17 protein-coding genes and 1 pseudogene are annotated in these 23,085 nt (G+C 67.1%); 2 read left to right on the top strand and 16 right to left on the bottom strand.

The features are described from left to right. Position 1: 1 nt before the first annotated feature. The 5 genes from ffh to ftsY form a co-directional block, all read right to left on the bottom strand. Positions 2-1,555, bottom strand: coding sequence for a signal recognition particle protein (gene ffh, locus ACNQR1_RS25610; protein ID WP_064931284.1), 1,554 nt, complete (start codon positions 1,553-1,555; stop codon positions 2-4). A 63-nt stretch (positions 1,556-1,618) separates the two neighbouring features. Then, the gene (locus tag ACNQR1_RS25615) at positions 1,619-4,117 is read right to left on the bottom strand and encodes a [protein-PII] uridylyltransferase (protein ID WP_418048456.1); all 2,499 of its coding nucleotides are present in this window, start codon (positions 4,115-4,117) and stop codon (positions 1,619-1,621) included. 81 nt (positions 4,118-4,198) lie between these two features. Then, a complete protein-coding gene (locus tag ACNQR1_RS25620; protein ID WP_003881099.1) occupies positions 4,199-4,537 on the bottom strand; it encodes a P-II family nitrogen regulator in 339 nt (112 codons plus the stop codon). Between the two features lie 6 nt (positions 4,538-4,543). Continuing rightward, a complete protein-coding gene (locus tag ACNQR1_RS25625) occupies positions 4,544-5,899 on the bottom strand; it encodes an ammonium transporter (RefSeq protein ID WP_418048457.1) in 1,356 nt (451 codons plus the stop codon). 183 nt (positions 5,900-6,082) lie between these two features. Continuing rightward, on the bottom strand, positions 6,083-7,450 hold the full coding sequence (gene ftsY, locus ACNQR1_RS25630) for a signal recognition particle-docking protein FtsY (protein WP_418050498.1): 1,368 nt from the start codon (positions 7,448-7,450) through the stop codon (positions 6,083-6,085). A 599-nt stretch (positions 7,451-8,049) separates the two neighbouring features. Between ftsY and ACNQR1_RS25635 the strand changes: the two are divergent. Beyond that, a pseudogene (locus ACNQR1_RS25635) lies at positions 8,050-9,414 on the top strand (PE-PPE domain-containing protein). Between the two features lie 77 nt (positions 9,415-9,491). Here ACNQR1_RS25635 and smc read toward each other — a convergent pair. The 3 genes from smc to ACNQR1_RS25650 are packed head-to-tail and all read right to left on the bottom strand — an operon-like array spanning position 9,492 to position 13,818. Beyond that, on the bottom strand, positions 9,492-13,079 hold the full coding sequence (gene smc, locus ACNQR1_RS25640; protein WP_418048458.1) for a chromosome segregation protein SMC: 3,588 nt from the start codon (positions 13,077-13,079) through the stop codon (positions 9,492-9,494). Positions 13,080-13,105: 26 nt separating this feature from the next. Continuing rightward, on the bottom strand, positions 13,106-13,414 hold the full coding sequence (locus ACNQR1_RS25645) for an acylphosphatase (protein ID WP_090425053.1): 309 nt from the start codon (positions 13,412-13,414) through the stop codon (positions 13,106-13,108). Continuing rightward, on the bottom strand, positions 13,411-13,818 hold the full coding sequence (locus tag ACNQR1_RS25650) for an OsmC family protein (RefSeq protein WP_044517502.1): 408 nt from the start codon (positions 13,816-13,818) through the stop codon (positions 13,411-13,413). Before ACNQR1_RS25650 ends, ACNQR1_RS25645 begins: the two co-directional genes overlap by 4 nt. Before the next feature lie 137 nt (positions 13,819-13,955). Here ACNQR1_RS25650 and ACNQR1_RS25655 point away from each other — a divergent pair, with 137 nt between their 5' ends. After that, positions 13,956-14,810 carry a hypothetical protein gene (locus ACNQR1_RS25655; protein ID WP_418048459.1) on the top strand — a complete coding sequence of 285 codons (855 nt, stop codon included), beginning with the start codon at positions 13,956-13,958 and terminating at the stop codon, positions 14,808-14,810. A gap of 11 nt (positions 14,811-14,821) precedes the next feature. Here the strand turns inward: ACNQR1_RS25655 and mutM are convergent, their stop codons facing one another. The 8 genes from mutM to ACNQR1_RS25695 all read right to left on the bottom strand — a co-directional run bounded on the left by mutM (position 14,822) and on the right by ACNQR1_RS25695 (position 23,073). Further along, positions 14,822-15,688, bottom strand: a complete 867-nt coding sequence (gene mutM, locus ACNQR1_RS25660) for a bifunctional DNA-formamidopyrimidine glycosylase/DNA-(apurinic or apyrimidinic site) lyase (protein ID WP_418048460.1) — start codon at positions 15,686-15,688, stop codon at positions 14,822-14,824. Positions 15,689-15,694: 6 nt separating this feature from the next. After that, positions 15,695-16,366, bottom strand: coding sequence for a ribonuclease III (gene rnc, locus ACNQR1_RS25665; protein ID WP_418050499.1), 672 nt, complete (start codon positions 16,364-16,366; stop codon positions 15,695-15,697). Between the two features lie 26 nt (positions 16,367-16,392). Further along, positions 16,393-17,010 (bottom strand): YceD family protein, encoded by a 618-nt coding sequence (locus tag ACNQR1_RS25670; protein ID WP_418048461.1) that lies wholly within the window; start codon positions 17,008-17,010, stop codon positions 16,393-16,395. Between the two features lie 67 nt (positions 17,011-17,077). Further along, positions 17,078-17,815, bottom strand: coding sequence for a cell division protein SepIVA (gene sepIVA, locus ACNQR1_RS25675; RefSeq protein WP_044517497.1), 738 nt, complete (start codon positions 17,813-17,815; stop codon positions 17,078-17,080). A gap of 118 nt (positions 17,816-17,933) precedes the next feature. Next, on the bottom strand, positions 17,934-18,500 hold the full coding sequence (locus ACNQR1_RS25680) for a hemerythrin domain-containing protein (protein WP_418048462.1): 567 nt from the start codon (positions 18,498-18,500) through the stop codon (positions 17,934-17,936). 85 nt (positions 18,501-18,585) lie between these two features. Next, positions 18,586-19,062: a pantetheine-phosphate adenylyltransferase gene (coaD, locus tag ACNQR1_RS25685; RefSeq protein WP_418048463.1), complete on the bottom strand. Its 477-nt coding sequence runs from the start codon at positions 19,060-19,062 to the stop codon at positions 18,586-18,588. Positions 19,063-19,102: 40 nt separating this feature from the next. Beyond that, a complete protein-coding gene (rsmD, locus tag ACNQR1_RS25690) occupies positions 19,103-19,657 on the bottom strand; it encodes a 16S rRNA (guanine(966)-N(2))-methyltransferase RsmD (protein ID WP_418050500.1) in 555 nt (184 codons plus the stop codon). Beyond that, positions 19,654-23,073 carry a pyruvate carboxylase gene (locus ACNQR1_RS25695; protein ID WP_418048464.1) on the bottom strand — a complete coding sequence of 1,140 codons (3,420 nt, stop codon included), beginning with the start codon at positions 23,071-23,073 and terminating at the stop codon, positions 19,654-19,656. The genes rsmD and ACNQR1_RS25695 overlap by 4 nt, the downstream gene beginning before the upstream one ends. Positions 23,074-23,085: the final 12 nt, after the last annotated feature.

Raw genomic sequence — 23,085 nt, forward strand, 5'->3', positions numbered from 1 at the left:
GCTACTTCTGACCCGGGAACTTCAGCTTCGACAGGTCGAAATCGGCCAGACCGGGCGGCAATTCGTCCAGGCCCTTGGGCATGTTGGACAGGTCCGGGAAGCCGGCGGGCATGCCAGCGCCGAACGGGTTCTTCGGTGGGGTCGGACCCCGGCCCTTCTTCTTACCGGCCTGCTTGTTCTTGCCCTTGGCGGCCTTGCGCGGGGAATTCTTGCGCCCGAACGGCATGCCCATCTGGCCGGCCATCGACGACATCATCTTGCGGGCGTCGAAGAACCGGTCCACGAGTTGGTTGACCTCGGACACCTCGACGCCGGAGCCGTTGGCGATACGCAGCCGGCGCGAGGCGTTGATGATCTTCGGATCGGCCCGCTCGGCCGGGGTCATGCCCCGGATGATGGCCTGCACCCGGTCGAGCTGCTTGTCGTCGACCGCGGCGAGTGCGTCCTTCATCTGGCCTGCCCCGGGGAGCATGCCCAGCAGGTTGCCGATGGGGCCCATCTTGCGGATCGCCAGCATCTGCTCGAGGAAGTCCTCCAGCGTCAGCTCTCCGGAGCCGATCTTGGCGGCGGCCTCCTCGGCCTTCTGCTGGTCGAAAACCTGCTCGGCCTGCTCGATGAGGGTGAGCACGTCGCCCATGCCCAGGATGCGGCTGGCCATCCGGTCAGGGTGGAAGACGTCGAAGTCTTCGAGCTTCTCCCCCGCGGACGCGAACAGGATCGGCACACCGGTGATCTCACGCACCGACAGCGCGGCACCACCACGCGCGTCACCGTCGAGCTTGGTCAGCACGACACCGGTGAAACCGACGCCCTCGCGGAATGCCTCGGCGGTGGCCACGGCGTCCTGACCGATCATCGCGTCGAGCACGAACAGGGTTTCGTCGGGCTTCACCGCGTCGCGGATGGCCGCGGCCTGACCCATCAGCTCCTCGTCGATGCCGAGCCGGCCGGCGGTGTCGACGATGACGACGTCGAAGTGCTTGGCCCGGGCCTCGGCCATACCGGCCGTCGCGACCGCCACCGGGTCACCGTGGCCGCCGATCTCCAGGCCGTCGGGCGATGTGCCCGGGTGCGGGGCGAAGGAAGCCACACCGGCGCGCTCGGCCACGATCTGCAGCTGGTTGACCGCGCCGGGCCGCTGCAGGTCACACGCCACCAGCAACGGGGTGTGACCCAGTCCCTTGAGCCATTTCGCCAGCTTGCCGGCCAGCGTGGTCTTACCGGCGCCTTGCAGACCGGCGAGCATGATCACCGTCGGCGGGTTCTTCGCGAAGGCCAGCTGACGGGTCTCGCCGCCGAGGATGCCGATCAGCTCCTCGTTGACGATCTTGACCACCTGCTGCGCGGGATTCAGCGCGGCCGATACCTCGGCGCCCTTGGCGCGATCCTTGATGCGCGCGACGAAGGCACGCACCACCGGCAGCGAGACGTCGGCCTCCAGAAGGGCCAACCGGATCTCGCGCGCCGTGGCGTCGATATCGGCGTCGGTCAACCGCCCCTTGCCGCGTAGGCCCTGCAGGGCTCCGGTCAACCGGTCAGACAAGCTCTCAAACACGTGGTAAGCCTAGCGGCCGGGCCCGGGCGGGGTGGTGAGCCCACCAGCGTGCCCGCTCGGAGGTCAGCTGGCGTGCTCGGCCGGTTTGGCCGGCTTGGCCGGCGGCGGCGCCGGCAGGATCGCGAACATGTCGCGTTCCAGTTCCTCCCGGAACGCGGCCCGGCCCACCTCGTCGGCCGCCAGTGCCGGTGCGGTGATGCAGAACACGTCGACCACCGAGGAGCCCAGCGTGGTCACCTTCGCCCAGGAGACATCCACGCCGTCCCGCTCGAACACCGCGGTCAGCCGGGCCAACAAACCGGACCTGTCGATCGTGCGGATCTGGACGATCAGGTCTCCGGGAGCGGTGCCCGACGACCACAGGATGCGCGGCGGGGCGGGTACGTGATTGGCCGGCACCGAGGCCAGGATTTCGCCGGCCCGGGTCGTCGGATGCTGGGCGGCCTCCAGGTCACGTCGCTCGAGGGCACCGATCACGTCCAGTTCGCCGTCGAGGGCCAGGATGAACTGCTGACGCAGCAGTTCGGCGGGCGGCGGGGCACCGAAATGCGGGGACACCGCGAAGGTGTTGATCGCCGAGCCCTCGTGACTGTTCACCGAGGCCGAGTGGACCCGCAGCGAGTTCAACGCCAGCACGCCGGCCGCCTTGGACAACAGGCCGCGACGGTCCGCCGCGATCATCGTCACGTTGTAGATGTGCGGGCTGTCGCCCTCGGTGAGTTCGACATGCACACCGGCTTCGGAGGCCAGCGCCATGAACCGTGGCTCGATGGGATCGGGCTGCGGCAGCGGTTCACCGGCCATCACCAGGCGGCACCGCCGGACCAGGTCACCGATCAGCGAGGCCTTCCAGTCGCCCCACACCCCCGGTCCGGTGGCCAGTGAATCCGCCTCGGCCAGCACGTGCAGCAGCTCCAAGAGCACCATATCGCCGCCGAGTGCATCGGCAACGCCGTCAATGGTCTTGGGGTCCTGCAGATCTCGTCGGGTCGCCGTGTCGGGTAGCAGCAGGTGGTACCGGACGATCTTCGACAGCACGTCGATGTCGGACGGCCACAGCCCCAGCCGGGTGCCGATCTGGGTGGCCAGTTCCGCCCCGATCACGCTGTGGTCGCCGCCGCGACCCTTGCCGATGTCGTGGCACAGCGCGCCCAGCAACAACAGGTCCGGACGTGATACCCGGGTGGTGAAAGCACTTGCCCGCGAGACTGTTTCGACCAGATGCCGGTCAACTGTCCAGGTGTGTACGACATCACGCGGGGGCAGGTCCCGCACCGCGCCCCACTCCGGGAACAACCGGCCCCACAGTCCGGTACGGTCCAGAGCCTCGATGGTGGCGACCGCCGCGGGACCGGATGCGAGCAGCACCAGCAGGTCCTTCAGCGCCTGACGAGGCCAGGGCGTACGCAGTTCAGGTGCGGTTTCGGCCAACCGGCTCAACGTGGACACCGCCATCGGCAGCCCGGTGACCGCCGATGCGGCCGCGACCCGAAGGATCAGGCCGGGATCGCGCTCCGGGCGGGCGTCGCGGGCCAGGATCACCTCGCCCGCGTACTCGATCACCCCTTCGTCGAGGGGACGTCGCACTGGCCGGCGCAAAGCGGCGAAGCCACGCCGCGGCAAGGCATTGGCGGCGGTGCGAATCCCGGAATCCACGTAGTAACTGACGGTCCGGGCGGCATCCGAGAGCGTGCGGGCCAGATCGAAACGGTCCCCGATCCGCAAGGCAGCGCCGATCTCGTCGGCATGCTGGGCCAACAACAACTCCCGGCCTCGGCCGGAGGCCCGGTGCAGCTCGGTACGAACATTGAGCAGCGCCAGGTGCGCATCGCCCAGAGTTCCGGTCGGCGAGGCCAGAGCCCGGCTCGGATACACGTCCGCCAGTTGCGCTATCGCGAGCGCGTTGAGCAGTTGAACGTCGCGCAGGCCACCCCGACCCGATTTCAGGTCCGGTTCGGCTCGGTGCGCGATCTGGCCGCTGCGCTCCCACCGCGACTGCGCATGCTCGACGAGTTCGTCGAACCGCGAGGCGATTCCGATCCGCCACTGCCTGCGGGACCCGCCGACCAGCAGCGCCGACAGATCGGCATCACCGGCGATATGACGCGCGTCGAGCATCGCCAGACCCACCGCGATGTCCTCACCTGCGACTTTGAGCGCCTCAGGGACCGTCCGCACACTGTGGTCGATACGAATGTTCGCGTCCCACAGGGGGTACCAGAGTTTCTCGGCCACCTCGGAGACAAGTTCGACCGGCATGTTGTCATGTAGCAGCGTGAGATCGAGGTCGGAGTACGGCAACATCTCACCGCGGCCCAAACCTCCGGTGGCCACGATCGAGAATCCACTGGTGGCGGTGATCCCGATCTCGGCAGCCTTTGTGGTGAGCCAGAATTCGTGCAGATCGAGTAACGCGTTGCGGAGTGCTGCCGCATCCAGCTGGCGCGATCCCCCGCTGAGCAACTGCCGGGTCGCCGCCGTCAGATCGCTGGCGGGCCGGGACGAATCCGCCGGAGCCCCCTGAGGAGAGGCTCCGGCGGATTCTGGGTTGTTCACTGTCATCTCGACTCCTCCCCGGCCGATCACCGGGTTGTGCTCACGCGATTGCTGGCCGGGGAGAAGGCGTCTCGACGGACGCTCCGACTACAGCGCGTCAGCTCCTCGTTCACCGGTACGCACCCGAACCACGGTGTCGACCGGGCTGACCCACACCTTGCCGTCACCGATCTTGCCGGTCCGTGCGGCTTGCACGATGACGTCCACGACCTTGTCGACCGCGGAGTCGTCGACAACGACCTCCACCCGGACCTTCGGCACGAAATCGACCGAGTACTCAGCACCGCGGTAGACCTCGGTGTGGCCCTTCTGACGGCCGTAGCCCTGGACCTCACTGACGGTCATTCCCAGAATGCCCGTCTGCTCAAGGCCGGTCTTGACATCCTCCAGCGTGAACGGTTTGACGATCGCAGTGATCAGCTTCATATTTCCTTATTCCTCCCCGCCGTGACGACCAAGAACAGAACCGGTTCCGACAGCGACGAAGTCGTAGCCGCCCTCGGCGTGCTCGGACTCGTCGATACCGGAAGCCTCCTCTTCTTTGTCCAGGCGCAGGCCCACGGTGTATTTCACAATCAACGCCAAGATAGCGGTACCCACCGCCGAATAGAGCAGAACAGCGCCCGCCCCGACCGCCTGTCGCCACAACTGATCGAACCCGCCGCCGTAGAACAGACCGGCAACAGCCGCAGGCGCCTCCTTGGTCGCCACCAGGCCTACCAGCAACGTACCGACAATGCCGCCCACCAGGTGGACACCCACGACGTCGAGTGAATCGTCGAAACCGAACTTGAACTTCAGGCCCACCGCCAGCGCACACAGGACGCCTGCGGCAACACCAATCACGAGTGCGCCCACCACATTCACCGACGAGCAGGACGGCGTGATCGCCACCAGTCCGGCGACGATGCCCGATGCCGCACCCAGGGAGGTCGCGTGCCCGTCGCGGATGCGCTCGGTCAGCAGCCAGGCCAGCATGGCTGCTGCGGTCGCGACTGTGGTCGTGACGAAGGTCGAACCGGCAACTCCGTTGGCCGACACCGCAGAACCGGCGTTGAATCCGTACCAGCCGAACCACAGCAGGCCGGCGCCGAGCATCACGAACGGGAGGTTGTGCGGGCGCATCGGTGTACCGGGCCAACCGAGCCGCTTGCCGAGGATGATGGCCAGGACCAGGCCGGCCGTACCTGCGTTGATGTGCACGGCGGTACCGCCGGCGAAGTCAATTGCCTTGAGCTGGTTGGCGATCCATCCTCCGTGGTGAATCACGGTCTCACCGTCGGAGCCCTTGACATCGAAGTCGAAGACCCAGTGCGCGACCGGGAAGTAGACAACGGTCGCCCACAGCGCGGCGAACAGCAACCAGCCGCCGAACTTCATCCGGTCGGCGACAGCGCCGGAGATCAGCGCGACCGTGATGATCGCGAACATCAGCTGGAAGCCCACGAACACGGAGGCCGGGATCGTGCCGACCAACGCGATGGGCGCATCGGCCGAACCGTTCCCCCCGATCAAACCCTTGAGACCGAAGAACTGTGCCGGATTGCCGATCACGCCCGCGGTGTTATCACCGAATGCGACCGAGTAGCCGTACAGCGCCCACAGCACGGTCACGACGCCCATCGCGCTGACGCTCATCATGATCATGTTGAGTACGCCCTTGGCACGGACCATGCCGCCGTAGAAGAAGGCCAGGCCCGGCGTCATCAACAGCACAAGTGCGGCGCTGGCCAGCATCCATGCTGTGTCACCGGTGTCCGGCGCACCCAATATCGGGAATTGCTCCACTCGCAGTTTCCTCCTTCACCACGCCACGGCCGCAAGGATTTACGACCATTGACCTGGTCCAAGACAATGCTGAGTGGATGTTTCAGCCAAGGCGCCGTTGCGTTTCGCTCGTGTGAACGGATAGCCAGGCTGCGTTTCGCCGGTGTTACACCGTGCGTTTCCCCGGGTTTTTCGGCCGGTTTTTCAGCCCAGAAGGGCGTCGACAAAGGCCGCGGGCTCGAACGGTGCGAGGTCGTCGGGGCCCTCACCGAGCCCGACGAGTTTGACCGGAACACCGAGTTCCTGCTGGACCCGGAACACGATCCCACCCTTGGCGGTGCCGTCGAGCTTGGTCAGCACCACCCCGGTGATGTCGACGACCTCGGCGAACACCTTGGCCTGCGGCAGGCTGTTCTGGCCGATGGTGGCATCGAGCACCAGCAGCACCTCGTCGACGGCGGCACGCTTTTCCACCACCCGCTTGACCTTGCCGAGTTCGTCCATCAGGCCGGTCTTGGTGTGCAGGCGGCCGGCAGTGTCGACCACCACGACATCAGCTCCGGCCTTGACGCCCTCGTCCACGGCGTCGAACGCCACCGATGCGGGGTCGGCCCCCTCTGCACCCCGCACCACCTCTGCGCCCACCCGCGCGGCCCAGGTCTGCAACTGGTCGGCGGCCGCGGCACGGAACGTATCTGCGGCGCCGAGCACGACGCGGCGGCCGTCGGCCACCAGCACCCGCGCCAACTTGCCCACCGTGGTGGTCTTGCCGGTGCCGTTCACGCCGACGACCAACAGCACCGACGGCTTGTCGGCATGCGGCAGCGCCTTGATCGAACGGTCCAACTCGGGCCGCAGCTCCGACATCAGCACCTCGCGCAGCACCGCACGCGCGTCGGCTTCGCTGCGCACGCTCTTGCTGGCCATCCGCTCACGCAATGCGTTGACGACGGATTCGGTGACCACCGGGCCGAGGTCGGCGATCAACAGGGTGTCCTCGACCGCCTCCCAGGAGTCCTCGTCGAGATCGCCGCCGCCGAGCAACCCGAGCATGCTGCGACCCAGCGCGTTCTGCGATTTGGCGAGCCGGCCCCGCAACCGGTCCATCCGCCCTTCGGCCGGGGCGATGTCCTCGACCGCGGCGGCGACCGGATCGGGGGTCTCGGTCGGCTCGGCGGCCGGGACCGGCTCGGCCACTTCCGGCTCGACCACTTCCGGCTCGGCCGGTTCGGGCTCGGCCGCTTCGACAGGTTTCTGCGGTGCGACCGGCTCGACCGGCGGCTCCGGCAGCTGCACATCGGAGATGGTGCGTTTGGGTGCGTCACGCGGGATGGTGGCGTCATCGCCCACCGCGGGTAGCCCGCTGGTGTCGATGCGCTCGACCGTCGCGGTACCCGACTGGCTGAACGTGATGCCCGAGGAGGCCGTGTAGCCGCCGGAGCGGTCGATCGGTTTCGTGGCGTCACGCTCGGACAGGCTGATCCGCCGGCGGCGGTACCGCACCAGCCCCACGGTGAGCGCGACGACGACGAGAACGGCGACGACCGCGATAGCGATCCACAGACCCAACAACGCACCTTCTGTCACGCCGTCATTGTCTCAGGGCGGCGGTGCGGGTACGACCTGCCCCATTTCCCGCCTGTCCGCCGGCGCAGACCGGCCATATCCGACCCGGCCGGAACATCGGTGCATCAGATTGCCCAAAACCGTGGTACACGACCGTACCGACGCGGTATCTTCTCGCTCAGCACCAATTCGAAAAACACGTACGCGCCAGCCGTAGATATCTCCTACGGCTTAGCTGTCGTCATGGCGTAAATCATTCGAAAATGCCTCTCTAACTGTGAAAACATGGTTTTCAGGCGCACTTCTTTCAATTCGCTGACAGCAGACGTGAATGTGGTTCACGATCCAGTTGGGTCGGGAATGACTTCAGCATTTGGTCGGCGTGTGGTCCTTCCCATGGGATTTTTGCGAAAGGGAGGACAAGGATGCACATTCGTGCGCTTAGGGGGCTGGCACTGACGCTGGTCGCCCTGGTCGGCACCGTCGGGCTCGTCGTGACGGCGAGCATGACGACGTTGGTTCAACTGGCGGCCACGGCGCTCATCATGGGCGGAACCGGAATGAAGGCATTGGGAGATCCGCACCAATGGGGTGCGGGCACCTACATGGACCAGGTGAACAACACCTATCTGTCCGACCGGCACCTCGACGAGGACGACCTGCAATGGGTGCAGACACCCGAGGCGTTCTGGCCCGCCACCAGCCTGACCGACATCAGCTTCGACACCTCGGTCGCCCGCGGTGTGCTCAGCCTCAACAACGCCGTACTGAACACATCGGGAGAAAAAGTCGTCGTCGGCTACTCGCAGAGTGCCAACATCGCCACCCGGGAGAAGCGGAACCTGGCCGAGCTCCGCGCCCAGGGCGCCACAGTGCCCTCCCCTGACGAGTTGTCATTCGTGTTCGTGGCCAACCCGAACCGGCCCAACGGTGGAATCCTGGCCCGGTTCGAGGGTCTCTAAATCCCGATCCTCGGGGTGAGCTTCGACGGCGCCACCCCGGACGACGAATACACCACGATCGACGTCGCCCGCCAGTACGACCTGATCGCCGACTTCCCCAAATACCCACTCAACCTGCTGGCCGACCTCAACGCCCTGATGGGCTACTTCTACCTTCATCCCAATTACGGGTCATCGGTGGTGAACCTCGACGATCCGAGCACGTACGAGTCCTACACCTCCGGCAACACCACCTACTACCTGGTGCACACCGAGCACCTTCCGCTGCTGCAGCCGTTGCGCGACTTGGGAATCCCCGCGCCGGTGATCGACCTGGCCGAGCCCACACTGCGGGTGCTGATCGAGCTCGCCTATGACCGCACGCCGGCCAACATGGGTGTCCCGACCCGGGCCGGGCTGATACCCCACATCGATCTCGACAAGCTGGCATCCGACCTGAGGGCCGCGGCCAGGGAGGGTGTGCGCAATGCACTCGCGGACCTGGGCATCCACACCGACGACACGGCTGACAGCCACACAGAAGACGTTGCCGCACTGGACAAGTCGGTGCCCGAGAAGCCGGCTCCCCAGACATCGGTGCCGCAGCGCCCGCAGCCCGGACATACCCGGCTGCACGTGCGGGGCACACAGCCCACACCCGACACCGACACCGACACCGACACCCCGAAGGCAGAACCCGAGCCGAAGGATCCTGAGGCCGGCACCGACCTCGACACGGCCGTCGACACCGTCAAGGCCGAGGCCGACATCAAGACCGAAGCCAAGACCAAGACGCCGCCCAAGCCGAGATCGGCGGCCGAGCGGATCCGGCAGTCGGTGCGGCAGGCACTCGCGCCCAAGGCGTCCGAAAGTGTCAAGTCCGATGGATCAGACGACGACCGGCGTCCGACGCGCAGAGTCCATCGCTCCGACGAAAGCGGTTCGGCCCAGCCCGAATCCGGAACCACGGAGTCGAAAGACAGCGGCAGGAAAGATACGCCGCGCCGTAGCCACCGCGCCGCGGCATAGGGCGCACCGGTGGCGCGGGCGGGGCGAGGTCCGGATCCGCGGGGGAATCCGGGCCCACCCGCCCGCTCGGCACCCGATCAGCTCGGGTTGGCCGCCAGTTCCTGCCCCCGCATCCGCTGCGAGATCACGGTGGTGATGCCGTCACCGCGCATGGTCACACCGTAGAGCGCGTCGGCGACCTCCATGGTCGGCTTCTGGTGGGTGATCACGATCAGCTGGGATTTCTCCCGTAGCTGCTCGAACAGGCTGATCAGCCGGCGCAGGTTCACATCGTCGAGCGCGGCCTCGACCTCGTCCATCACATAGAACGGGGACGGGCGGGCCCGGAAGATCGCCACCAGCATCGCCACTGCGGTCAGCGACTTCTCACCACCGGACAGCAGCGACAGTCGCTTGATCTTCTTGCCCGGCGGTCTGGCCTCGACCTCGATGCCGGTGGTCAGCATGTCACTGGGATTGGTCAGCAGCAGCCGGCCCTCGCCGCCGGGGAACAGCGTGGCGAACACCTGCTCGAACTCGCGCTCCACATCGACATAGGCCTCGGTGAACACCTGCAGGATGCGTGTATCGACATCGGCGATCACATCCAGCAGGTCGGTGCGCGCCGCCTTGACGTCCTCAAGCTGCGTGGACAGGAAGTTGTAACGCTCCTCCAGCGCCGCAAATTCTTCCAGGGCAAGCGGATTCACCCGGCCCAGCTCGGAAAGTTCCCGTTCGGCCTTCTTGGCCCGGCGCTCCTGGGTCGGCCGGTCGAACGGCATCGGCGCGGGTGCCATGACCTGCTCGCCCCGCTCACGCGCCTGCTCGTACTCGGCCATCTCCAGATCACTGGGTGGCAACGCGATCTGCGGGCCGTACTCGGCGATCAGGTCCGCCGCGGGCATCCCGAACTGCTCGAGCACCTGAGCCTCGAGCTGCTCGATACGGAGTGACGCTTGCGCTTTGGCCATCTCGTCACGATGCAGGGCGTCGGTCAGCGCGGTGATCCTCGCGTTGAGTTCGGTGACCGTCTCGCGTACCTCGGACAGCGCGGTGGCCCGAATTTGACGCTCGGTCGCCAGCTCGTCGCGCATGCGCGAGGCCACCGAGACCACGGCGCTCAACCGCTGGGCCACAATGCGTCCGGACTCCGACACCGCCGCGGCCACCCGCGCCGCATGTTCGCGGGCCTCCCGGGCCCGTTGCGCACGCACCCGGGCCTCACGCTCGGCAGCGGCCGCGCGGCGCAGTGAATCAGCGCGTCCGCGAACCGCATTCGCGCGCTCCTCGGCGGTGCGGACCGACAGTCGCGCCTCCACCTCGACCGAACGGGCCGCCTCCGCGGCGGCCATCGAGGCCTGACGGTCCACGGGTTCGGCCTCGAACATCGGAAGCTGTTCGGCGTTGTGCAGTCGCGACTCGAGTTCGGTGAGTTCCTCGACCGTCTTGGTACGGCCGGCCTCGAGCTCGTCGCGCTGGCGGATCAGCCGCTGCCACTCGTCGCCGGCGCCGCGGGCGTCCTGTCCCAGGCGGCCGAGTTGCTCGTAGATGGCCGAGATCGCGGCGTCGGATTCGTTGAGGGCGGCCATGGCTTCCTCGGCCGACTCCTGTCGGGCCGCCTGCTCGGTCAACGCACCCGACAGTGCGGCGGCCAGCTCCCCGGTCTGCCGCTCCACGACGTCCAGTTCGTGTCGGGCCTTGTCGATCTCGGCACTGATCTCCAGCGTGGAGGGCTTGCGGTCCGAGCCACCGCTGATCCAACCGGCCCCCACCAGGTCGCCTTCCGCGGTCACCGCCCGCAGGTCCGGTCGCGCCGACACCAGTTGCACCCCGGCGGGCAGATCGGTCACCACCGCCACCCCGGCGAGCATCGCGGTGATCGCCGGGCGCAACCGATCCGGAACGGTGACAACCTCGTTGGCCCAGATCGCGCCGTCGGGAAGTACACCCGACGGGGACGACCCGTTGGTCTTCCAGTCACCCAGCAACAGGGCCGCCCGGCCACCGTCGGATTCCTTGAGCGCCGCGACTGCGGCTGCGGCGACACCGAAATCCTCTGCGGCCAATGCGTCGGCAGCCGCACCCAGAACCGTGGCCACCGCCACCTCATGCCCGGGCTGCACCTTCAGGTATTCCCCGATGCTGCCGAAAAGTCCTGTGCCACTGTGGTTCTTCTGCAGCCAGGCGGCACCGTCGCGTCGGTCCAGGCTGACCGAGAGTGCCTCGATGCGGGCCCGTAGCGAGGCGACCTGCCGTTCGGCGGCACGCTCGGCCGACTGCAGTTCGGCCACCCGTTCATCGGCGATCCGCAGCGCCGCCACCGAGCGGTCGTGCTGCTCGTCCAGACCCACTTCTCCGGCATCGAGTTCACTGACCCGGCTCTGCACGGTCTCGAATTCGGCTTGTGTCAGTTGGGCTTTGGCGGCGGCTTCCTCGATGTTGACCGACATCCGCATGACCCCGTCATCGATCGACTCGACGCGGGTGCGCATGGTGTCGACCTGCCCGGCCAATCGGGCCAGGCCTTCGCGCCGGTCGGCCTCGGCCCGGGCGGCGGCCAGATGCGCCCGCTCTGCCTCGGCGGCGACGTGTTCACGTTCGGCCAGCTCCGCGCGGGCGGTCTCCAAGACGATGCGCGACTCTTCGAGCTCGCCCAGCAGCTCCATCTCGAGCTCGGCCACCTCGTCGGCCTCGGCTTCGAGCGCCTCGGGGTCCTGGCCGCTGGAGACCTCGGCCTCCGCCTCGAACAACTGGGCCCGGTCGGTCGCGATGCGCACGGTGGCGCTGACCCGTTCGGCCAGGGCCGAGGCCCGGAACCAGGTCTGTTGTGCCGCTTCGGCGCGCCGGGTCAGCTCGGCGACCGCGGCTTCATGTGCCTGCAGTTCGACGGTCGACGTCTCGAGCCGGGCGGTCGCCTCGTCATGCTCGCGGCGCAGTGTGGTCTCGGCCTGGTTGGTGTTGTGGAACTCCACCTGCCGTCTCACCAGATCATCTGCGGCCAGGCGCAGGCGGGCGTCACGCAGATCGGCCTGGATCGTCGCCGCGCGCCGCGCCATCTCGGCCTGGCGGCCCAACGGCTTGAGCTGGCGGCGCAACTCGGTGGTCAGATCGGTCAGGCGGGCCAGGTTCGCCGCCATCGACTCGAGCTTGCGGACCGCCTTTTCCTTGCGTTTGCGGTGCTTGAGAACCCCGGCGGCCTCCTCGATGAAGGCGCGGCGATCCTCGGGACGCGACTCCAGGATCTCGGAGAGCTTGCCCTGGCCGACGATGACGTGCATCTCGCGGCCGATGCCGGAGTCGCTCAGCAGCTCTTGCACGTCCATCAGCCGGCAGCTGCTGCCGTTGATCTCGTATTCGCCTGCGCCGTCACGGAACACGCGGCGGGTGATCGACACCTCGGAGTACTCGATCGGCAGCGCGTTGTCGGAGTTGTCGATGGTCAGGGTCACCTCGGCGCGGCCCAGCGGCGCCCGCGAGGACGTGCCGGCGAAGATGACGTCCTCCATCTTGCCGCCGCGCAGGGTCTTGGCGCCCTGCTCTCCCATCACCCAGGTGAGGGCGTCGACCACGTTCGACTTACCCGAGCCGTTGGGCCCGACGACGCAGGTGATGCCGGGTTCGAAGCGCAGAGTCGTCGGCGAGGCGAAGGACTTGAAGCCCTTCAGCGTCAGACTCTTGAGGTGCACGGAGTCAAACCCTACCGCCGACTCGGCTACCGTTCGTGAAACCCCGCCATCGGGGCGTCGGCATCCGCCCAATCTGCGACGACGTTATCCACCGACCCTGGCGTTTCTCCGCTCTGCAGCAGCTCAAGCAATCGCTGACATTTCGCCCGCGGCCCCTGCGCCACGACATGCACCCGGCCGTCGGGCCGATTCGAAGCAAACCCGGTCAGACCGAGCTCCAGCGCACGCGCCCGGGTCCACCACCGGAACCCCACACCCTGCACATGACCGTGTACCCAGGCGCTCAACCGCACCTCGGCATCGGGCCCGGCCGCGGGGAGTTCCGGCCCGGTCATCGAGTGGCGACCTCGAACTTCACCTCGGTGCCGGACTTGAGGGTGCGGCCCACGGTGCAGACCTGGTCGATGGCGCGCTCGACCACGGTCAACAGCCTGGCCACCTCGGACTCCGAAAGACCCGACAGGTCGATTTCGAGCTTCTCCTCGAGCAGCGGGTAGCGCTCCTGCTCCCGGTCCGCCGGCCCGGACACCCTGATGGTCGCCGGATAGTCGTCGCCCAGGCGCCGACGCAGCGGCTGATCGCTGGACATCCCGCTGCACGCCGCGAGGGCGATCTTCATCAGCTCACCCGGGGTGAACACACCCTCGACGTCCTCACTGCCGACGAGTACCTCGGCACCGCGTGAACTGCGCCCGACATACCGGCGCACGCCGGTGCGGTCAACCCATAGTTCGGTCATGCGGTATTTCTACACGTCGCGACACACGGTTATTCCAGCGGTAATGGCCGCGCGCCCCGCTTTCGGGCGCCGTTCACCACGGCGGTGAACCATGCCGCGACGATAGACTCGGCAGACCGACATCGCCGAGGAGCACCGTGACGTACCCGCCGAGCAATCCGCCCACCCCGCCATCGGGCTCTCCCGAGCCCTGGCAGCAGCCGTATCAGCCGGGCGGGTCTCAGGGATACCCGAACACCGGCGCCAACCCTGAGCAGCCCTACGGCTCGCCCTATGGCGCGCCCCAACAGCCCTACGGCTCGCCCTACGGGGCACCCCAGCAACCTGAGCAGCCCTATGGCGCGCCCTACGGGGCACCTCAGCAACCTGAGCAGCCCTATGGCGCGCCCTACGGGGCACCTCAGCAGCCCCAGTCTCCGTACGGAGCTCCGTACGGTGCACCCCAGCAGCCCTATGGATCGCCCTACGGAGCCCAGCAGCCCTACGGCGCGCCGCAGCAGCCCTACGGCTACCCCGCTCCCCAGCCGCCCAAGGGCGGCAACGGCAAGTGGCTGGCGATCGCCGGCGCCGTGCTGGCCGTGGTGCTCCTGGTCGGCGGCGTCGCCATCTTCGCGCTGAGCGGCGATTCGAACGACGGCCGCAACAACGCGGGATCGTCACAATCGGCCGGCATGAGCGACGCCGAGCAGGAGGTCCGGGACTTCCTCGACGAGGTGATGACGAGCACCAGCGACCTCAACGAAGCCCTGCCCTACTTCTGCCAGGCCGATCAGGACCTGTTCGACAAGATCGGCGGTCTGGATGCGATCGACATCCCGAAGACCACCGGTTCGAGCGGGACGGCAGAGATCACCAAGATCACGGTGGACGGGAACAAGGCGGTCGTCGACATCTCCAGCAGCGCGGGCCCGGGCAAGTTGTACCTGCGCAAGGAAAGCGGATCGTGGAAGATCTGCATGTCCGACATGCCGGGCATGCCCAGCATGCCGTGATCGGTTCCGGGTCAGCCCCGGGGACGGGGCTGACATTTCGGGCAGTAGAACGATGACCGGTTCATGAACTTCTCGCGGCGCATCACCGCACCGCACCGACGGCACGGCTCCCCTTCGCGGCCGTAGGCGTCCAAAGACCGTTCGAAGTAACCGGATTCGCCGTTGACGTTGACGTAGAGCGAATCGAATGACGTCCCGCCCTGGCTGAGCGCATCGGTCATCACCGCGGCGGCGGCATCGAGCACCTCGGCCAGCCTGCGGCGCGGCAGCAGCGCTGCGGTTCTGGCGCCGTTGACCTTGGTCCGCCACAGCGCCTCGTCGGCGTAGATGTTGCCGATACCGGACACCACGGTCTGATCGAGCAGCTGACGTTTGATCTCAGAGTGCTTGCGCCGCAACACGGTAACCACGCTGTCTCGATCGAACTGCGGGTCGAGCGGATCGCGCGCGATGTGAGCGACAGGCGCAGGCAACGCGGCGCCGTCGACCGTCACCAGATCGGCCAGCTGCCAGCCCCCGAACGTCCGTTGATCGACGAAGCTCAGGGCGGTGCCGTCGTCTAGGAGCGCGGCGATCCGCAGATGCCGGTCGTCACGCAGCGGCCCCAACAGCATCTGACCGCTCATCCCCAGATGCACCACCAGGGCATCGGTCGCGTCCTCGCTGCCATCCTCCCCCAGCGTCAGCCAGAGGTACTTGCCCCGGCGTCCGGTTCCGGTGATGCGGGCTCCCAGCAGTCGCGCGGTCAGATCGGCTGGACCGGCCTCGTGACGGCGCACGGCACGCGGATGATGCACGCGTACCGCTGAAATCGTTTTGCCCGCAACATGTTCCTGTAATCCGCGGCGGACAACCTCTACCTCGGGCAGTTCGGGCATCGGTGCTCACGCATTGTCGAGTGCGGTCCAGGCCGCGGCCGCCGCCTTGAGCTCGGCCTCTTTCTTGTTACGTCCCACGCCCTTGCCGTATTCGACATCGGCCACCACCACCGACGCCGAGAATTCCTTGTCGTGGTCGGGCCCGGTGGACGTGACCACATAGGACGGCGCACCGAGCCCGCGTGCGGCGGTCAGCTCCTGCAGGCTGCTCTTCCAGTCCAGACCGGCGCCGAGTGTCGGGGCGGTGTCGAGCAGCTCGCCGAACAACCGCAGGATCACCTCCCGCGACGTGGTCAGGCCGTGCTGCAGATAGATTGCGCCGAGCAGTGATTCGACGCCGTCGGCGAGGATGCTGGACTTATCGGCGCCGCCGGAGTTCTCCTCCCCCTTGCCCAGCAGCAGGTGGCTGCCGAGACCGCCGTCGGTGAGGCCACGGCCGACATCGGCCAGCGCCTGAGTGTTGACGATGCTGGCCCGGAGCTTGGCCAGATCACCCTCCGAGCGTTCGGGGTGGCGGTGATAGAGCTCCTCGGTGATCGTCAACCCCAGCACCGCATCCCCGAGAAACTCCAGCCGCTCGTTGGTCGGCAGGCCACCGTTCTCATAGGAGTAGCTGCGATGCGTCAACGCGATCGTGAGCAGTTCGGCGGGCAGTTCGACACCGAGTACTTCCAGCAGCGCGGCATGCGAGTCGGTCGGGTCGGTCACTCGTCGCCCCCGGGCCGCTCGTCTTCGGGCAGCATCCCGGCCAACTTGGCCCAGCGGGGATCGATCTTGTCGTGGTGGTGCCCCGGCTCTGCGGTTGCCAGCGCCACACCGCAATCGGGGCACAGCCCGGGGCAGACCGGACGGCACAGCGGGGAGAACGGCAACGCCAATCCGACCGCGTCGATGATCGGCTGTTCCAGATCCACCGTGTCGGACTGACCGGACGCGCCCACCCGACCCATCTCGTCGGCTTCGGTGGTCTCGTCGGTGGTGCTGTCCGGGTACGCGTACAGCTCGGTGAGGTCGATCTCGACGTCACCGGTGAGTTCGGTCAGGCAGCGCGCACATTCGCCGACCGTGGGGGCCGATACGGTCCCGCTGACCAGCACGCCCTCCGACACCGACTGCAACTGCAGGTCGAGTTCGAGGGGGGCGCCCTTCTCGATGGCGACCAGCTCGGCCCCGATGCGCACCGGGCTGGGCACCGTCTCCTGATGGGCCAGGAACGAACCTGGCCGCCGGCCCAGCCGGGAGACATCGATCACCAGTGGCGATCGGGAAGCACTGCGCCTTTCAGGCCCTCCCCGCCCAGCCGATTTCGCATGCGTCGCCATGCATCGATCCTACGGCGGCGTCAGAACGCGCCACGACGCAGTGCGCGCCGGAAACTGCACAAGGCCGTCAGCGAGTGGCGTAGTCGTGCGTGCCGGCGGTCGTGCGTAGCTGGTGACGCCCGCGGCCGACCGAGCGCAGGGTGCCGTTGAGGAAGTCCTCGAACTCGGCCAGTTTGCTGTCGACGTAGATGTCGCACTCGCCGCGAAGCCGGTCGGCCTCGGCGTGCGCCGCGTCGATGAGCCGGGTGGCCTCGGCGGTGGCGGTGGAGACGATCTCGGTCTGGGACACCAGGCGCTGCTGCTCCTTGATGCCTTCCTGCACGGCCTTCTCGTAGGAGATGTTGCCGTTTTCGGTCAGCCGGTCGGCTTCGGCCTTGGCGCGGCCCGTGGTCGCGTCGTACTCACGCTTCGCCGCGGTCGCGACCCGCGCCGCCTCCTCACGCGCCTCGCCGACCATGCGCTCACTGTGCTGACGGGCCTCGGCGACCATCCGGTCGGCCTGCGCCTTGGCGTCGGCCAGCAGTCGGTCGGCCTCACCCCTGGCGTGATTGATCATGCCGTCGGCGTCGGCATTGACCTTGGACATCACCGACTCGGAGTGTTCCTTGGCCTCGCGCAGCAGCGAATCACGCGCGTCGAGCACGTCCTGGGCATCGTCGAGCTCACCGGGGATCGCGTCCTTGATGTCATCGATCAGTTCGAGCACATCACCGCGCGGGACCACGCAACCGGCGGTCATCGGCACACCACGCGCTTCTTCGACGATCGCGCCGAGCTCGTCGAGCGCTTCAAAAACTCGGTACACGGCAAAACCCTCCAGGTCGTCGTTGTTAGTGACTAGTGTGCCTGGTGTTACGCCTGTGACTTGGGAGCACAATCGGTGTGTCGCCGCCGGTTCGTGGCAACGCGACGTGCGGCGTTGATCACTTCAAGGCGGAAGCAATCGCATCGCGCGCGCGATCGAGCATCGATGCGAACGGACCGACAGCGAAGTTCATCCCTGCCGACTCGACACCTGGATGCGGCCGGGTAGGCGCGATCGCCTCGGCAGCCTGGACAGCCTTGGCCATCCGTTCGAGGTCGTCGGCGGCAAGCTTGCGATGCAACTTGTCGAACTCTTCGTTCTCCTCGTGTTCGGCGTGATCGATCACCGCGTCCCGGAAGTCGGCCAGCTCGGCGAGGAATCCCGCGGAGTCGATGTCCATGCTCTCCAGCCTGGACAGTTGCTCTTTGGCGGCGTGTTCCTCGTGCAGCCGGGCGTCGACGATCTCGTCGCCCTCGGCGACCTCACGACGGACCCGTGGATGCACGACCATCTCCTCGGCGGTCTCGTGCACCGCCAGCATCTGGCGCAACTCGACGAAGGCCTTCTCGCGGGCCTCGGCGGTGGAGGCGGAGAAAACCTCCTCGAACAGGTCCTTGATCAGGTTGTGCTGGTCTTTGAGGAACTTCACAACGTCGTCGGTGTTTTGAACGAATGTCTTGGGCACAGCGGAACCTCCGCGGGAATCTGGTTTGCGAACAGGGCGCATGGGCTGAGCGCCATTCGAACCAGATACCCGTCGGTGCGGCGGGCTAACCGCCGAGCTTGTCCTGCAACCGGCGATTGACCGGCTCGGGCAGCAGCGCCGAGACGTCGCCACCCATCGAGGCAACTTCCTTGGCCAACGATGACGACACGAACGAGTACTGCGGTGTCGTCGCGACGAAGAAGGTGTCGACGCCGGCCACGTGCTTGTTCATCTGCGCCATCTGCAGCTCGTATTCGAAGTCGGTGCCGGTACGCAGACCCTTCACGATCGCGGTCAGCCCGCGCGCCTTGACGAAATCGACCACCAGGCCCTGACCGGATTCGACCCGCAGATTCGGCAGGTGCGCCGTCGACTCGGCGATCATCGCCATTCGCTCGTCGAGGTCGAACATGCCCTTCTTGTTGGGGTTCACCAGCACCGCCACCACGACCTCGTCGAACTGCGCCGCCGCGCGCTCGAAAATGTCGACATGGCCAAGGGTCACCGGGTCGAAGGAGCCGGGGCATACCGCGCCACTCATGGGTGACGACGGTACAGGCCCCGCCGCCGCGACCGACCCGCTAGCCCACTTCGGCGAGTTCGACGCGGGTGTCGCCGTAGCGGCGGGAACTCAGCTCGTCCCAGCCCGCGGGCCAGCTCACGGGCCCACTCGACGCGCGCCGTTCCACCAGCACGACGCTGCCCGCAGCCACCCACCCGGCGTCGGCCAACCCCGTGAGCATCGCATCGACCGCAGCGTCGTCGAGGTCGTACGGCGGGTCGGCGAACACCAGATCCACCGGCCGCGTTGTGCCCCCGGCCAGCACCGAGTCGACGCTCCCGCGGCGTACGGTGGCGGCACGGACGCCGAGGGAGGCGATGTTGGCGGCGATGACGGCGGCCGCGCGCGCGTCGGCCTCGACAAAGGTCGCCGAGGTCGCGCCACGCGAAAGTGCTTCCAGGCCAAGCGCTCCCGAACCGGCATACAGATCCAGCACGGACAAACCCGCGAAATCCAGCCGCGCCGTCAACGCGTTGAACACAGCCTCCCTGACCCGATCGGAGGTCGGTCGGGTGCCGCTGCGGGGCACCGCGATCCGGCGGCCACCCAGCGCACCGGCGATGATGCGGGTCAGATCGATTCCACGGTCGGTTCGCTCCTGCCCGCCGAACCCACCACCACGAGGAGGTCACCACCCTCGACCTGGGCCGTGGCAGCGACCGCCACGCGTTCGACGGTGCCGGCCTTGGGCGCGGTGATCGCGGCTTCCATCTTCATCGCCTCGATGGTGGCGATGGTGGCGCCGGCCTCCACGGTGTCGCCCGCGGCGACACCGACGGTGACGACACCGGCGAACGGGGCCGCGACATGATCCGGGTTGTTGCGGTCCGCTTTCTCCGCCGTCGGAACCTCACTGGCGATGCTGCGGTCACGCACCGTGATCGGACGCAGTTGCCCGTTGAGGATGCACATCACCGTGCGCATCCCCCGCTCGTCGGCGTCGGAGACGGCCTCAAGACCGATCAGCAACTGCACACCGCGCTCGAGCTCGACACGATGCTCCTCGCCGTAGCGCAATCCGTAGAAGAACTGATTGGCACTCAGGCTCGAGGTGTCGCCGTAGGTTTCGCGGTGCGCCTCGAACTCCTTGGTCGGCGCCGGGAACAGCAACCGGTTCAACGCCGCCTGCCGCTTGGGCCCGGGCGCGGCCAGCAGCGCCTCGTCCTCGACCGAGAGCTCCTGGATCGGCTTCGCGGGTCCGCGGCCCTCAAGGGCCTTGGTGCGCAACGGCTCTGGCCATCCGCCCGGCGGATCACCGAGTTCGCCACGCAGGAACCCGATCACACTGTCAGGAATGTCGTACTTCGCCGGATCGGCGGCGAACTCCTGCGCACTGACCCCGGCACCCACCAGCGCCAGCGCCAGATCCCCGACCACCTTGCTCGACGGGGTCACCTTCACCAACCGCCCCAGCACCCGATCGGCCGCGGCGTAGTTGGTCTCGATCTCCTCGAACCGGTCCCCCAACCCCAGCGCGATGGCCTGCTGACGCAGGTTGCTCAGCTGCCCGCCGGGAATCTCGTGGGTGTACACCCGCCCCGTCGGCGCCGGAAGCCCTGATTCGAACGGCGCGTAGACCTTGCGCAACGCCTCCCAGTACGGCTCCAGGTCGCAGACCGCGTCCAGCGACAGCCCCGTGTCGTACTCGGTGTGCGCGGCGGCGGCCACGATCGAGGACAACGCCGGCTGACTGGTCGTACCCGCCAACGGCGCGGCCGCACCGTCGACTGCCGACGCCCCGGCCTGCCAGGCCGCCAGATACGTCGCCAACTGCCCGCCCGGGGTGTCATGGGTGTGCACATGCACCGGCAGGTCGAACCGCGACCGCAACGCACTCACCAGCAGATGCGCCGAATGCGGACGCAACAACCCGGCCATGTCCTTGATCGCCAGCACGTGCGCACCCGCATCCACGATCTGCTCGGCCAGCTTCAAGTAGTAATCCAGCGTGTACAGGTTCTCACCGGGGTCACTGAGATCCCCGGTATAGGACATTGCCACCTCGGCGATCGACGTGCCGGTCTCGCGCACCGCATCGATCGCCGGACGCATCGACTCGACATTGTTCAACGCGTCGAAGATCCGGAAGATATCGATCCCCGTTGCCGTGGCCTCTTGAACGAAAGCGGACGTCACCAATTCCGGATACGGCGTGTATCCCACGGTGTTGCGGCCCCGCAACAACATCTGCAGACAGATATTGGGCACAGCCTCGCGCAGGGCGGCCAGCCGCTCCCACGGATCTTCTTTCAAGAAGCGAAGCGCCACATCGTAAGTCGCCCCACCCCAACACTCGATGGACAACAGCTGCGGCATGGTCCGGGCCACATACGGCGCCACCTTGAGCAGGCCGGTCGACCGCAACCGGGTCGCCAACAAGGACTGGTGCGCATCACGGAACGTCGTGTCGGTGACCCCGACCGCCTTGCTGTCACGCATCCACCGGGCGAAACCTTCGGGCCCCAACTCCACCAGACGCTGCTTGGAGCCCGGCGCAGGCACCGACGACAGGTCCAACGCCGGCAGCTTGTCCTGCGGATACACCCCCGTCGGCCGCTCGCCGTTGGGCTTGTTCACCGTGACATCGGCCAGGTAGTTCAAGATCTTGGTGCCGCGATCGGCAGGAGTGTGCGCGGTCAGCAACTGCGGCCGATCATCGATGAACGAGGTGTTGACCCGCCCGGCCCGGAAATCCGGGTCCTCGATCACGGCCTGCAGGAACGGGATGTTCGTCGACACACCGCGGATGCGGAACTCGGCCAGCGCACGCCGGGCCCGCGAGACGGCCGTGGAGAAGTCCCGTCCCCGACAGGTCAGCTTGACCAGCATCGAGTCGAAATGCGCCAACACCTCGGCCCCGACATTGGTGCCGCCGTCGAGACGAACACCCGCACCGCCAGGTGACCGGTAGGCGGTGATCCGGCCCGTGTCCGGGCGGAATCCGTTGGCCGGATCCTCGGTCGTGATCCGGCACTGCATCGCCGCCCCGCGAATGACCAGCGAGTCCTGGCTCAATCCCAGATCGGCCAGGCTCTCCCCGGCCGCGATCCGCAACTGCGAGCCCACCAGGTCCACATCGGTGATCTCTTCGGTCACCGTGTGCTCCACCTGGATCCGTGGATTGCACTCGATGAACACGTGATGACCACGCTCGTCGAGCAGGAACTCGATGGTGCCCGCGCAGCTGTAGCCGATCTGGCGGGCCAGGGCCACCGCATCCGAGCAGATCTGTTCGCGCAGAGCAGGATCCAGGTTCGGCGCGGGCGCCAGCTCGATGACCTTCTGGTGCCGGCGCTGCACGCTGCAATCCCGCTCGAACAGGTGCATCACGTTGCCCTGCGTATCGGCCAGGATCTGCACCTCGATGTGGCGCGGGTTGATGACGGCCTGCTCCAGGTACACCTCGGGATCGCCGAACGCCGACTCCGCCTCACGCGACGCCGCCTCCACCGCCTCGGGCAGCGCTTCGTGATCGGTCACCCGGCGCATACCACGCCCACCACCACCGGACACCGCCTTGACGAACAGCGGGAACGTCATATCCCGTGCGGCAGAGACCAATTCGTCCACCGACGACGACGGCGCCGAAGACGCCAGCACCGGCAGTCCCGCGGCCCGGGCCGCGTCGATCGCCCGCGCCTTGTTGCCGGTCAATTCCAGAACCTGCGCCGAGGGCCCCACAAAGGTGATTCCCGCTTCCGCGCAGGCCGACGCCAACTCAGGGTTCTCCGACAGGAACCCGTAGCCCGGGTAGACCGCGTCCGCGCCGGAATGCTTGGCGACCCTGATGATCTCGTCCACAGACAGGTACGCCCGTACCGGATGGCCGATCTCGCCGATCTGATACGACTCGTCGGCCTTCAGACGGTGCAGCGAATTGCGATCCTCGTACGGATACACCGCCACCGTCGCGATGCCCATCTCATAGGCAGCACGAAACGCACGGATCGCGATCTCGCCACGATTGGCAACTAACAGTTTGGAAATCACGGGTAGACCTAA

This window comes from Mycobacterium sp. 48b (assembly GCF_048282725.1).
GTDB lineage: Bacteria > Actinomycetota > Actinomycetes > Mycobacteriales > Mycobacteriaceae > Mycobacterium.

Excerpts from the sequence above, each read along its gene's own strand:
- ACNQR1_RS25615 (WP_418048456.1), bottom strand. The coding sequence starts at position 4,117 with ATGACAGTGAACAACCCAGAATCCGCCGGAGCCTCTCCTCAGGGGGCT.
- ACNQR1_RS25620 (WP_003881099.1), bottom strand. The coding sequence starts at position 4,537 with ATGAAGCTGATCACTGCGATCGTCAAACCGTTCACGCTGGAGGATGTC.
- ACNQR1_RS25645 (WP_090425053.1), bottom strand. The coding sequence starts at position 13,414 with ATGACCGGGCCGGAACTCCCCGCGGCCGGGCCCGATGCCGAGGTGCGG.
- ACNQR1_RS25650 (WP_044517502.1), bottom strand. The coding sequence starts at position 13,818 with ATGACCGAACTATGGGTTGACCGCACCGGCGTGCGCCGGTATGTCGGG.
- mutM (WP_418048460.1), bottom strand. The coding sequence starts at position 15,688 with ATGCCCGAACTGCCCGAGGTAGAGGTTGTCCGCCGCGGATTACAGGAA.
- ACNQR1_RS25670 (WP_418048461.1), bottom strand. The coding sequence starts at position 17,010 with ATGGCGACGCATGCGAAATCGGCTGGGCGGGGAGGGCCTGAAAGGCGC.
- coaD (WP_418048463.1), bottom strand. The coding sequence starts at position 19,062 with ATGAGTGGCGCGGTATGCCCCGGCTCCTTCGACCCGGTGACCCTTGGC.